We start from the raw sequence: 13573 nt of genomic DNA on the forward strand, positions 1-13573 counted from the left end.
CATGTCTTCTCAAGTTGTGTGATATAATAAACTAAAACGTGCGCTATAACGTATGTTCTTTATCATTGTACAATACGTACGTTATAAAGCACAACTAGTTTATATATGAAGGAGGATGGATTTTGAAGAACATTAATAATATTCTTGCCCAAAACTTGAAACAGCTTAGGGAACAAAGAAAGCTTAGTCTGGACAAGGTTGCCGAAATGTCCGGTATCAGTAAGACCATGCTGGGTCAGATTGAACGTGGCGAATCCAATCCATCGATTGCAACCGTATGGAAGATTGCCAACGGCCTGAAAATTTCTTTTACTGCTTTGATCCACGAACCGAAGTCAGATACTACCGTTGTAACGGGCGATGATATTCAAGTATTGGTGGAGGATGAGGGAAGGGTACGAATATATCCGCATTTTCCTTTTGAAGAGGGGCGGCGTTTTGAAATATATATGATGGAGATGGACCCTCAGTCTGCGTTAAATGCAGAATCGCATATTGAAGGTACGGAAGAATTTATTACGGTCTTTGAAGGGCGAGTTACGATTCGAGTTGGGACGGAAGAATATACGGTGAACCAAGGGGAATCCATTCGTTTTGGAGCGGACAAGCCTCATGCCTATGTTAACGCTAGTGCTAAGACCAATAAAATAAACATGGTTATTCATTATTCGAAGTAAACGCCAAGAGCCAACTGTGAAGGTAACGAATGATGAACGAATGTATGCATACATGAATGAAATGACAATAAAGCAGCCTGGTCATTGAACTGCACCTCCTTCAGTCTGACAAATGACAAAGAGGATACCGTTCAAACCATTGGCTGCTTTATTGGTGTGTGTGTTCGTTATGCAGAACAGCGACTATGATATGGCTGGGTTAAGGCTTTTCTTTGGCCTGACGCTGAATTTCCTTGGCTGTTAATGCTTTATCGTACACTTTTACATGATCCAGACTACCTTTGTAGAACGGATCAGCCTCATAACGACTTTTGCCGAGATAAGCTTCTGTCACTTGCAGATCCTTCGGATTAAAGGAGATTTCAGAGCTGCTTGCAACAGATGTACCATTCACATATAGAGTAGCCACATCCCCTTGAAGAGTTACAGCCACATGAACCCACTCCTTGGAAGGCAAGGGATTAGCAGCAATCAGACTCTGATCCCGTCCCTCATTATGGATGGTGAATTGTAATGCTCCATTATGCTGGGATGGAGTAAGGAACATGTGTCTCGTCAAGCCATTTCCAAAGTCGAAAATACGCTGCCAGGACCCGCCACCATCCCAATTGACCCAAGCGCTAAACGTAAAATCCGTGGTATCAGTCAGCAGTCCAGGCAACTGGATGTAACTGTTGGTCCCGTTAAATGTGGCAGCCTGATTTTTGCCACCTGCAGCAGAACTCACCACATTATAGGCTTGTCCATGATATTTGTTCTTACTGTCATCCTGTGCGATTTTTGCAATTTTCTTGTGTTCAAACGTATACTCCCCGAGCAATGGACTTACCGCTTGCTGCGGAATAATCACGTTGAACGTTTTGGAGCTTACCGCAGTACCTTTACGAATAGTAGCAGTTAATTTCACTTTGGCATCCCCCTTGCCAGCGCGTGGTCGCTGCACTACACCAGTAGCTGATAGAGCCGAAGGGTTTGAGCTTTTCCACGTAATGTCTGCATCACTTGAGCCCTTTGAAGGCAGTGAGAGATTGAAGAACACATGATCCGTATTACCAATGCTCAGATCATTTTTTATTGCATCTACAATGTCCTGATCACTCCGTTCAACAACTTGACTTCCCCAGACGGCAATCCCGGAGGAGGAGAGGGCGCTAAAGGTCAGAACCGTACTCTGGGATTCCGAATTCCATTCATGTGTGAAAACGCCGTTATACACAACTTGATTCGATGTAATCTGAACTTTGTTGTCTGTGCCGAGACTCCATGTTCCTGTCACGGCACCATGAATCTTCCCATCTACTGTGAACTGAACGGCCTGCGATGGCTTGATGTCCGCCGTGATGTCCTTACCGTGATTCACCCACTGGTACTGACCGGAGATATCCTGAGCTGTCAATTGCGTTGTATCCTCTCCCAAGGCAGCATAGCGATACGGAGAAACGACAGGCCAACCGTCTGCATTCATATGCATCTCATGTACGCGGACTTCATGTTCTTCACCACGCCCTGGAAAACGGGAATGGAAGATCAGATATTGTTTGCCTGTCTCCGCATCAATATAAGCTGAGTTGTGTCCCGGTGATACATAACCGATTCCCAGGCCTGTGCCTGGATCGCCAATCTGTCTCTCGAACAGGAAGTTCCCCATTAATTTGACACCAAAAGGCTCAATGGAACGATCATCAAATAGCGGTTTATCCTTGTCCGCTTTAACGTTGATCATATCGTTTCCTTCGGCATCCAGGAAAGGACCATCCGGCGTTTGGGAACGAGCAACTCGAATGTTATATCCTCCGTCAGCACCCAGTCCGCCGTAAGACAGGTACAGATAATAATAATCGGTTTCGGGACTGTAGAGCATATAAGGGGCTTCAATACGACTATGGTTGCCTCCGGTCAGCTTTTTGCCATAACCTTGATTCGGCAGCGGTTTGCCTGTCGTCTCATCCATCTCCAGAATGAAAATTCCCCCGGAGTAGGAGCCATACACCATCCATAACTTGCCGTTTTTATCATAAAAGACATCAGGATCAACCACATTGGGATGAATCGTTGCATCGTAAATGGTACCATCCTCACTGATCTGATCCCACATGCCAGATTTCAACAGTATGCCTTGGTCCTTATAAGGTCCTTCAATGTTATCTGCGACAGCAATTCCTAGGGCTGAGCGTGGAGAGTCTCCTTTACAGGCATTGTAGTACATATAAAATTTACCGTCTGCGAGCTGAATCACATCTGCCGCCCATAACGTATCTGTCTGTGCCCATTCCAGCGCTTCAGCGAATTCCTTGGTTACATTGGGGACAACAGGATTGTTATCCGTAACGCCGGAGGCGACGAGGTCCCAGTTCAGAAAATCTTTGGACTTGGCTACTTGCAGGTGTGATCCAAAAATATAAAAGGTATCCTCCACCTTAATGACAGAAGGGTCATGAACAGAAACATTTTTGAATGATGGAGCTGGATTTACGATTGGTGTAATGGAAGTCTGTGCGTTACCCACAGTTGCCCCTGAACCATTGGCGAACACCGAGACCGGCGTCAAAGTTGTTGCTGTAAGTAATACGGTGCTTAGTACAGAAATGTTAAGTACATTTACCCAATAACGTTTCATATTTTTCCCCTTTCCTAATTCCCGGAATGAAAAATAACGCGATACTTGGCAACACACGATATAAGGTTCAGCAGACCTCCTTTGAGTATCCAATCATAATCAAGCGCTTTCATTTGATATATTATCAATTGGTTTATATGTTTGTAAACCATAAATATGATGGATTTATAGCAAAATGAATAAAAATAAGAGCAGAGAGATGGACCGACCAAGCTTCTTACATAGAAATAAACATAAATAAAACAGGAGTCATTTTTAAATTTAGGATTGAAATGGGGCTCTGTAATGCGATAGTATTACGTTTAGATTATGTATTTAAACATTTATCAATCATTTTATAATTATGCGAATCAAAAGAGGGGAAGACAATTCTACACTACATAGGAGGTTAGCACATGACTTCGTATCAAAACCAATTAATCGCACGGTACACATTCGAAGATGCTGTTCAGATCGGTAAAGACAACTCCGGGAACGGGCATGATAGTTTGGCAAAAGGCGAGATTCTGCCAGTGGGATCCAAAGTGAAAGGCAGATCGGCTGTAACTTTTAGCGGGGGAGTGAATGGAACTTCTTATCTGCAGTTACCTTCGGATCTACTTCGGAATGTAAGCGATAACACAGGAATTACAATTGCCACTTGGGTGTTCCTGGGCAAGGGGTCTAATGTGTGGGAACGCATTTTTGACTTTGGCAAAGGAGAGAAGGGACCGTATATGTTTCTGACGCGTCAGCTCCTGGGTACGTTATATGCCGGAGATAATCTGGTTGTTCACCCAAATGGGGGAGTTGTAAGCGGTGAATGGATGCATATTGCACTCTCCGTGGCAGGCAGCCAAGGAGGGACGCTCAGCAGTGCAGGTCCGATTGTGTATGTGAACGGGGAGAAAGCCGCAGACGGTTCGATCAGTCAGACATCCAGTGGCAATTATGCCAAACTGCGCAATTGGTTTGATACGTTCAAGGACCCTGAGAATTATAACCAGAACTATATTGGACGCTCCCAATACGCAGCTGATGTGGATTTTGCAGGTTCGTTGTCCGACTTTCGGATCTATGGGGCAGCGCTCACCATGGATCAGGTGATTGAAGTGATGTGTGAATCACTGACAGATGAAGCGATTGTGAAGCTAGCGGCAGACAAGTATTTGTCCTTCCCTAACCGAATTATCACCAAAGATGTGTCACTACCCACACATTTACTGGGTGATAAAGTGACGGTACAGTGGAGTTCCAGTAATCCGGAAGTCCTGTCTGAGAATGGAGAGGTTCAGGCAATTACATCCGCACAAGAGGTTACGCTCCGTGCGCTTCTGAACAAAGGTGATAGCAAGCTGAGCCAAAGCTTTGACGTGTCTGTTGTGCCGGCGCACGTCCCGCCGTATACGATCACCATCCATGGAGATCAGAAGGTGGCTGACATCAGTGAAGTGATGTATGGTTTGTTCTATGAGGATATTAATAACGCCGCTGATGGCGGGATCTATGCGGAGCTTGTTCAGAATCGATCATTTGAATCTTTTGCATTTGATACATATTCACATGATTCGGGGGAATGTGGTTGTTCGACAGGCCGAAATCGTGAACCTTTGTTTGCCTGGTCAGGGGATACCGAGAAGATGCTCGTGCAGCATACGGAGGGATTAAATACACATTTTAACGTGCAAGATCCCGAAGTAAATGCTTATTATGTCACCGTTCAGGATGGGGCAACGATTCGAAATCGTGGATTCTCAGACTCCAACCAGCATTGTGCCATGTCCATCAAGCAGGGTGAGGCGTATGATTTTACCGTATGGGCAAAAGCAGAATCGGCAGGAGCAATCACTGTTCAATTGCAGGATAGAGAAGACACTTCCATCAGTGATTCGGTAACGTTACATGTTGAAGGCGGGAACACATGGAAGAAATACGGCTTGTCACTTACCGGAAAACATACTGTACTTGGTCAACTGGCACTTACGTTTGCAGGTGACATATCTGTTGATATGGTGTCTTTAGTGCCTCAGAATGTATGGGGAGCTGATCCGACAGAAGAAGGAATATCCGCTACAGCACATGCCAACTACACAGGTAATCCGAACTATCGATTGAGAAAAGATCTAATTCAGGCACTCGCAGATCTGCATCCAAAGTTCCTGCGTTTTCCGGGAGGATGTATCTCGGAAGGGTCCTTCATATGGGACAACGTATACGATTGGAAGGATTCTGTAGGACCCGTTGAGCTGCGCAAAGAGAATTATAATGTCTGGGGTTACATGATGACGATGGGGCTTGGTTATATGGAGTACTTCCAGTTGGCGGAGGATCTGAATGCTGCTCCGGTTCCGGTGATGGCTTGCGGTGTGTTATGTCAGGCACGTTCGGATTATGCTCACCCTGCGGGTGGCGCATTAAGGGAATATTATATCCGCAACTTCACCGACCTGATCGACTTTGCACTCAGTACAGATGTTGAACACAACGAATGGGCGGCGGTACGAAGCCAGATGGGACATCCTGAACCGTTTGATCTTCGTTATCTGGGTGTAGGTAATGAGAACTGGGGCACTGAATTTTTTGCCAATTTCGAAGTGTTCAAAAGCTCGATAGATGAGTACATGAAACGGAACTATCCGGATCATGAGCTGAACATTATCTCGACGGTTGGTGCTCAGGCGGATGATGATGCGTATCAGGAAGGATGGAAGTTCCTCAGCGGAAATCTGACCGGATCAGCCCAAGTTGCTTTTGCAGATGGTACAGAGGTCATTGAGGAGACCGTAACCTGGTATGAGAATCAGGACAATTATATGGACACCATCGCAGATGAGCACTACTATCGATCCAATGAATATTTGCTGAATAACGTGGATCGTTACAACTACTATGACCGGGCCTATCATGAAGACGGAAGTGTCGACTGGAAAGAAACATCCAAAGTGTTTGTGGGAGAGTATGCTTCCACGGACAAAAATACACTGGCAGGTGCGGTTGCGGAAGCTGCGATCATGACCGGCTTTGAAAATAATGCGGACGTTGTTCGTCTGGCTGCCTATGCGCCATTGTTCAACAAAGTACTAACGGACGGGACCTACCGCTGGACGCCGGACTGCATTTGGTTTGATGATGAAACGGTGTGGTACACACCGAATTATTATGTGCAGCAGCTTTTTGCAAAATATATAGGGGATCAGGTCCTTGCGACTTCGTTCTCCACATATAGCAAAGGCAAACCGCTGAATCTCATTCCACGTGGCGGCATCGAGATTGCGACAGGGAATGCAGACATCGTGGTGAAACGAGTCACCGTCACGTCCAATGTGGATGGCAGCTTGATATTTGAAGAAGATTTCAGGGAAGGTACAGAGCTTAGTGAGGCATGGAGCCAGATTCCCGGATCGGAAGGATACATGTTAACCGCAGGAAAAGGGCTCATCTTGAGAGCACAAACTACTGGATTAAATGGACTGTACCTGCTGAATGGCGAATGGACCAACTACAAGGTGCACGTTGAGGCGGAGAGAATTTCGGGTGAGGATGGTTTTTACATCGGCGTGGGATTGACGGATATCTCACCTGAGAACAAGGATGTCATCGAGTACGCAATCAGTTACGACGGGAACGCAACAGGCGTGAAGGTGTACAAACAAGGGGTCGAGGGTTATACACTGGGAGATTACTCATCCAGTTCAGCAGCAGGTAATCTGAGAGCGGCCAATTATGAACCAATCGAGAATGGGACCGATTATAGGATTACGGTTAACTATGGTGGGGATACAGGAAAGAATCTGATCTGCTCATATACAGATGGTCTCCATCCCAGCAAAGTTCTAGATTACAAGCTGGAAGCCTACAACCGGGAAGTATTCCACTCCGTTACGAAGGACGCACGGCATGTGTATGTGAAGCTGGTGAATGCAGATGATGTGGATAAATCAACCCGGATTTGCCTTCAGGATCTGAATGTGGAAGCTTCAGCCAGACTGCTCACGCTTACCGGAGAAGATCATTTGGTGCATATTCCAAATGTGAATCAGAAGAATGATGAGAAAGTGGTTCCCCAAGAACAGCAGATAAAATTGAATGGTGAATCAGTGATTGTTGATTTGTCAGCTCATTCGGTAAATGTTCTTATTATGGATCTTCAGTAAGAAAATATATAAACAAAGGCCCCTTTATGTAGACATCAGTTGTCTCCGATAAGGGGGCCTTTTGCTATTGAACTTGTTTTGACATAAAAAGCAATTAACTTTCGCAATAGGATTAACATGTCGTAGTCCGGTATGTTAACCAATAAGGACATGGTCCTCTGCATAACCGATTTTGGATGTGCGTTTCTTCTGAGCCAGTGCAAAAGCCAGAGTTAATGGTCCCAATCGTCCTGCAAACATCGTAATAGAGACTATAATTTTACCGGCAACACTCAACTCACTTGTCAGACCCATCGAGAGTCCTGTGGTGCTAAATGCTGAAGTAGCTTCAAACAAAACATCCAGAAAATGATTTTCTAGAATGTCTTCGGATATGGATAGCAGAATGGAAATCCCAAGCACAAAGGCGAGAGAACTTAAGACAACAGCGAGTGCACGCATTACTGTTTCTTCTGCAATTTTACGCTCAAAAGCATGAATCTGTCCGCCGCCCCGAAATGTTTGTATGGTCGCAAGAATAAGGACCACAAAAGTATTGATTTTAATTCCTCCACCTGTTCCGCCGGAAGAAGCCCCAATGAACATTAGGATAATAATGAAAAATTGGGATGTGGCCAACATACTTCCAATGTCAATGGTATTGAATCCAGAGCTTCGAGGAGCAGTACCCTGAAACAGAGAAGCCCATATACGTTCACTGTAAGATAAATCAGCAAACGTAGAAGGGTTCCAACTCTCGAGTAAAAAAATAGTGAGAAATCCAAACAAGTACAGAGAAAAACTACCGATTAACACAATTTTTGAATGAAGGGAGAGCTTTCTCCATGAACGTTTGCGGAATACATCCACAACCACAATGTAACCCAAGCCGCCAATGATAAAGAGCGTAATGACTGTGAGATTAACAATCGGGTCACCAACAAATGGGGTAAGGCTATCACTCCAAAGAGAGAAACCCGCATTATTGAAGGCAGAGATGGAATGGAATATGGCGTAATAGAAAGCTTGTCCCCATCCCAAATCACTCTGCCAGCGCAATGTAAGAACCACCGTAGCCAGAGCTTCAAAAGCAAAGGCTATAAGTACAATATACATGGATAACTTAACCAGACCTTGAGCAGAGGAGGTGTTGGTGGCTTGTTGAATAAGAAGCCTCTGTTTCAAACCAATCCGTTTCCCCAGAATAATGGCAACCATTACACCTAGTGTCATAAACCCCAGTCCACCAACCTGAATCAAAATCATGATGATGACCTGTCCGAATGTTGAAAAGACACTCCCTGTATCCAGTACGATAAGCCCGTTTACACAAATTGCAGAAGTAGCTGTAAACAGAGCATCAATTAACCCGATTGATTTTCCGTTACTGGAAGATACCGGTAGTGCTAACAATATGGCTCCGATCCAGATAAGGGTGAAGAAGATGATCATGATCAGTTGAGGAGGGCTCATATTATTTTTTAGCTTGTTCACAATGGATTCAATCTTATCTAGCGGCGAATTTCCATGTGTGCTTTTATTTCTTTGGTTCATAGTCACTCTCCAGATTCCGAATGTCATCGTTACTGCCTATTAACAGGAGCATATCTCCCGCACGGACTATGTCTTCTGCCATGGGTGAGATATTCAGGTTATTCCCCGTTTTGATGGCGATAACGGTACATCCATATTCTGCCCGAATGTTGAGTTCCAGAAGTGTCTTCTGATTCATACTTAAGGGTGCTTTGATTTCAACCAGATTATAATCTGAAGACAATTCAATGGAATCAATAATGTTGTCTGAGCTAAGCTGATTCCCCAGCCTTGTGGCCATGTCACGTTCAGGATAGACGATCTGATCCGCACCAATCTTGCTAAGCACACTGCCATGGTTATCATTTTTTGCTTTGGCTGTTACTTTGGGTACATTAAGTTCTTTCAATAACAGAGTGGTCAGTATGCTTGCTTGCAGATCTTCGCCAATCGCGACAATGGCGTGTGAAAAATTGCTTGCTCCAAGCTCCATAAGGACTGATTTGTCAGTGCAATCTGCTTGTACCGCATGGGTTGCCACCGTTGAAATCTCCTGAACAAGAGTTTCGCTTTTGTCTACAGCGAGCACTTCATGCCCATTTTTAATGAGTGTGTGTGTCAAGCTTGAACCGAATCGTCCAAGACCAAGTACCATAAATTGTTTTTTCATAATATCCCTCATTGTAATCAAAATAAATAACAGTTTACTCTACACCCTAATGGTAAATATTACATTACGTACACTGGAATGTAAGGTTTCATATCGTAGTTGCAAATTCCTTCCACCATGTCTATGTATAAGCATATCTCAAAAGAGTTCATTCTAATGGCTTAACAATAGAATTGCAACTGATTCGTTTCTTTTTTGGTATGCTTTTGAACTGTGGAAAGCAGTCAACAAAAGATACCTAAAGTAAATAGCCCACACTGTTGCGGTGAAAGGGCTGCTCCTATAATAAACGTTGAAGGAGGAGTCAGCTATGCGTTCCAACTACAAACAATTCATCCGAAACGTTCCGCTTCATCTTATGATTCTACCCGGACTGCTGATTATTATTGTATTCGGTTACATTCCGATGGCGGGGCTCTCTATTGCCTTTCAGGATTTCTCTCCCATTGCCGGATTCAAAAACATGAACTGGGTGGGGTGGGATAATTTCAGGTATCTGTTCGATCTGCCCGGTTTCTCGCAAGTTGTATGGAATACGGTGTTTATATCAACGATGAAAATTGTGTCCGGCTTGGTTATTCCGGTACTTGTAGCCTTATTACTCAACGAGGTTCGCAAGACAGGTTTCAAAAGAACGATTCAGACTGTAATTTATATGCCTCACTTTTTCTCTTGGGTTATTCTGGCGGGAATCATCGTGGATGTGTTATCTCCCAGCACAGGGATCGTTAATATGTTGCTAAAAGCCCTCGGAATTGACCCAATTCAATTCCTGGCCAGTAACGAGTGGTTTCCATACATACTTGTCATCACAGACCAATGGAAAGAATTCGGATTTGGTACGATTATCTATCTTGCTGCCCTCACGAATATTGATAAGTCACTCTACGAGGCCTCTGTTATGGATGGAGCGGGAAGATGGAAACAGACATGGCATATCACACTGCCCGGCATTCGCCCGATCGTCATTTTGATGGTAACGCTTAGTCTGGGGAATGTACTCAACGGCGGTTTTGACCAAGTGTTCAACCTCTATAATCCATTGGTATACGAATCAGGAGATATTCTCGATACGATGATCTATCGGATCGGATTGCAGGATGCACAGTATTCTGTATCCACAGCGTTGGGGCTGATCAAATCTGTCGTTTCGTTCATTTTTATCGGACTTGGTTATTTCTTGGCCTATCGGTTCGCGAATTATCGGATATTCTAGAAAGGAGGCAGAGTCATGCACCACGCTTCAAGAGCCTATCGGTGGTTCCTAGGGTTTAACTACGTCATCCTGACGATTCTTGCCTTGTTATGCCTGTTCCCGATTGTGAATATATTAGCGATTTCATTTAGTTCAAGTGATGCGGTCAAAGCGGGGAGCGTCACATTCTGGCCTGTGGATTTTACATTGTCCTCCTATCAATACATTCTGGAAAATCAGCAATTCCTGAACTCATTCGGCACGAGCCTGCTACGTGTCATTCTGGGGGTTACGACCAATCTGATCTTCACAATTCTGGTAGCTTATCCGCTCTCCAAAGAGGCTGCCAAATTCCGTTCAAGAACAGTCTATGCCTGGATATTCGTATTCACCATGTTATTCAGTGGAGGATTGATCCCGGGTTACCTGGTGGTTAAGGAAGCGGGCTTGTTGGATTCCATCTGGGCTCTAATTTTGCCGGGTGCTGTTCCGATCTTTAATGTACTTCTAATGCTTAATTTCTTCCGGGGATTGCCGAAGGAACTTGAAGAGGCCTCCTGGATGGATGGGGCAGGACATTTCCGCACGCTATGCAGCATCTATCTTCCTATTTCACTTCCCAGTATTGCGACCATCACGCTGTTCGCCATGGTGGGACACTGGAACGCCTGGTTCGATGGCATGATCTACATGAAAAGTCCGGAAGGTTATCCGCTTGCTACATATCTTCAGTCCATGTTACAGCAGGTGACGATGATTCAGAGCGAGATGATGACGCTGGAGGATGCGACACTCTTAAGTCAGGTATCGGATAGAACTACCCAAGCTTCCCAGATCTTTTTGTCCGTTATTCCGATTCTACTTGTGTATCCGTTCCTGCAGCGATATTTCGTTCATGGGCTTGTAGTCGGAAGTGTAAAGGGATAAGATCGGTAGGAGGAAAACCAATCGATTGAGGAGCCGATTTCTGGCTCCTTTTTTGCTATTGAGGTGAGAAGAAAGAGGAGAGGAGAGATGGAACATTGAGATTCATTTGGGGGAGATGGAGAGAGTCATCCATTGTCGTCAAACTGATGATTGCTTTTATACTGGTCATTCTGCCCCTGTACGGGATAAGCATTATGATTACGCAACTCAGCTCCAAACAAATGCAGACGGAGGTGGAGAAGGCCCATGAGTCCAAATTGTACTTCTACCATAATCATCTGCAATTCGAATTGGAGCGGATGAGTGCGCTGGTTACCGAATTTTCATTTGATGAACCCATGTCCACGCTAAGTACAAGAGCTGCGATTATGAGTAGCTATGAAATCACGTCCAGCCTGAACAACATTCACAATAAGTTGGGTCAGATCATGGTGACGAGTCCTTATATTAGTGATGTTGTGTATTACGTTCCCGCTCTGCATAAACGAGTCAGTGCGGCGGACGGGATTCGGGATGTAGAGGATACCGAGTGGAAGAATCTGCTCGCGACAATGGGGAATCTGAATGGCGAATTATCGCATTCCAATAACGTTCTCTATTTCCTGAAAAGTAATCCGTATAACATGAACCATGAGGAGCCACCCAATTTCATATTAGGAATACGCTTGTCTGCTGAAGAACTGAAACATCGTTTGCAGCAACTGTCGGAAACGGGTGAAAGTGAGATTACACTGAGTTTTGGTGAACACCATAATGTAGTCATCTCTTCTTCAGAGCAGGCAGCACCTGTAAAACCGATTCGAACAGTTCCGCCTGAACCGTCTCAGTCCATGCAAGTTACAAAGTTCCAATCTGATTCATATCTCTATTATTCTTTACACGATAAAGATCATTCGTTCACGCTGACGGCCACTATTCCGCAGGATGTGCTGAGCGCACCACTGGAACAATACAACGTATGGTTATGGATGGTGACCTTCATGTCGGTTGTAATTATTATTGTCTTCTCTTTTTCGATCTATAGATCGATTCACCAACCTTTATCGTTGCTCATCCGAGGATTTAGAATGGCTGAACAGGGCCAGACAAGTGTATATATTCCTTCATCCAGAAGGGATGAATTCGGCTATTTGTACTCCCGATTCAACCATATGATAGAACGCTTACATATTTTGATCGATGAGAATTATGTTGCGCGCATTCGAACAAGTGAGGCGGAACTCAAACATCTGCAATCCCAGATTCAACCTCACTTTCTATACAACAGTCTGTTCAGCATCAAGCAAATGGCTGAGGTGGAGAATGTGGAGCTCATTCAGGAATTCACCGACTACCTGGGTCAATATTTCAGGTATGTCTCGGGATTCTCATACGGAGGTATCGTTGAGGGCTGAGATTGACCATGCGCTGGTCTATGCATCCATTCAAAAAATCCGGTTTGGTTCGAGGATTCAATTGGAATTAGAGGATCTGGACGCAAGATACAGAGTCATTTCCGTTCCCAGAGTCATGATTCAGCCGATCGTAGAGAATGTGTTTGAGCATGCACTAGCCAAACGCAGCGAAGGAGGTATCCTACAGATCTCGTACCAAAAGGGCCTGGACAATCTGTCCATTCGCATTGAGGATGATGGGGATCAGTTAAGTCATGAAACATTGAATTATCTGCAATCTGCATTTGAGGAAACAGAGCGGAAACATGGAAACGAAGAGATAACCGGGCTCATCAATGTGAATCAGCGATTAAGAATCAAATTCGGGGCTGGTTATGGTCTTACAGCGCAGCGAAGTGAGCTCGGTGGGTTGTGCATTATAGTGAAGATTCCATGGGAGGGGGAGTAA

The 13573-nt window shown here is 44.7% G+C and carries 9 protein-coding genes; 6 read left to right on the forward strand and 3 right to left on the reverse strand.

Annotation, left to right across the window (positions count from 1 at the left end; translation table 11 throughout):
- Nucleotides 1–122 precede the first annotated feature (122 nt).
- Nucleotides 123–677, forward strand: a complete 555-nt coding sequence (locus MKX40_RS13675) for an XRE family transcriptional regulator (RefSeq protein WP_339242332.1) — start codon at nt 123–125, stop codon at nt 675–677.
- A 199-nt stretch (nt 678–876) separates the two neighbouring features.
- Here the strand turns inward: MKX40_RS13675 and MKX40_RS13680 are convergent, their stop codons facing one another.
- Entirely contained in the window at nt 877–3294 is a 2418-nt protein-coding gene (locus MKX40_RS13680; protein ID WP_339242334.1) for a family 43 glycosylhydrolase, read from the reverse strand.
- A gap of 395 nt (nt 3295–3689) precedes the next feature.
- On the opposite strand from MKX40_RS13680, the gene MKX40_RS13685 reads away from it, so the two are divergent.
- Complete coding sequence (locus tag MKX40_RS13685; RefSeq protein WP_339242335.1) at nt 3690–7427, forward strand: alpha-L-arabinofuranosidase C-terminal domain-containing protein; 3738 nt, start codon at nt 3690–3692, stop codon at nt 7425–7427.
- Between the two features lie 135 nt (nt 7428–7562).
- Here the strand turns inward: MKX40_RS13685 and MKX40_RS13690 are convergent, their stop codons facing one another.
- Both MKX40_RS13690 and MKX40_RS13695 read right to left on the reverse strand, forming a co-directional pair.
- Nucleotides 7563–8960 carry a TrkH family potassium uptake protein gene (locus tag MKX40_RS13690; RefSeq protein WP_339242337.1) on the reverse strand — a complete coding sequence of 466 codons (1398 nt, stop codon included), beginning with the start codon at nt 8958–8960 and terminating at the stop codon, nt 7563–7565.
- The gene (locus MKX40_RS13695) at nt 8944–9609 is read right to left on the reverse strand and encodes a TrkA family potassium uptake protein (RefSeq protein WP_237175555.1); all 666 of its coding nucleotides are present in this window, start codon (nt 9607–9609) and stop codon (nt 8944–8946) included. The genes MKX40_RS13690 and MKX40_RS13695 overlap by 17 nt, the downstream gene beginning before the upstream one ends.
- A gap of 310 nt (nt 9610–9919) precedes the next feature.
- Here MKX40_RS13695 and MKX40_RS13700 point away from each other — a divergent pair, with 310 nt between their 5' ends.
- From MKX40_RS13700 to MKX40_RS13715, 4 genes are all read left to right on the forward strand, one after another.
- A complete protein-coding gene (locus tag MKX40_RS13700) occupies nt 9920–10825 on the forward strand; it encodes an ABC transporter permease subunit (protein WP_339242339.1) in 906 nt (301 codons plus the stop codon).
- 15 nt (nt 10826–10840) lie between these two features.
- Nucleotides 10841–11731 (forward strand): carbohydrate ABC transporter permease, encoded by an 891-nt coding sequence (locus MKX40_RS13705; RefSeq protein ID WP_339242341.1) that lies wholly within the window; start codon nt 10841–10843, stop codon nt 11729–11731.
- Nucleotides 11732–11826: 95 nt separating this feature from the next.
- A complete protein-coding gene (locus MKX40_RS13710) occupies nt 11827–13125 on the forward strand; it encodes a histidine kinase (RefSeq protein ID WP_339242343.1) in 1299 nt (432 codons plus the stop codon).
- Complete coding sequence (locus tag MKX40_RS13715) at nt 13115–13573, forward strand: ATP-binding protein (RefSeq protein WP_339242346.1); 459 nt, start codon at nt 13115–13117, stop codon at nt 13571–13573. Before MKX40_RS13710 ends, MKX40_RS13715 begins: the two co-directional genes overlap by 11 nt.

This window comes from Paenibacillus sp. FSL R5-0517, assembly GCF_037974355.1.
Lineage (GTDB): Bacteria > Bacillota > Bacilli > Paenibacillales > Paenibacillaceae > Paenibacillus.

Coding starts and splice junctions, on each gene's coding strand:
- MKX40_RS13700 (WP_339242339.1), top strand. CDS start 9,920: ATGCGTTCCAACTACAAACAATTCATCCGAAACGTTCCGCTTCATCTT.
- MKX40_RS13685 (WP_339242335.1), top strand. CDS start 3,690: ATGACTTCGTATCAAAACCAATTAATCGCACGGTACACATTCGAAGAT.
- MKX40_RS13690 (WP_339242337.1), bottom strand. CDS start 8,960: ATGAACCAAAGAAATAAAAGCACACATGGAAATTCGCCGCTAGATAAG.
- MKX40_RS13695 (WP_237175555.1), bottom strand. CDS start 9,609: ATGAAAAAACAATTTATGGTACTTGGTCTTGGACGATTCGGTTCAAGC.
- MKX40_RS13705 (WP_339242341.1), top strand. CDS start 10,841: ATGCACCACGCTTCAAGAGCCTATCGGTGGTTCCTAGGGTTTAACTAC.
- MKX40_RS13680 (WP_339242334.1), bottom strand. CDS start 3,294: ATGAAACGTTATTGGGTAAATGTACTTAACATTTCTGTACTAAGCACC.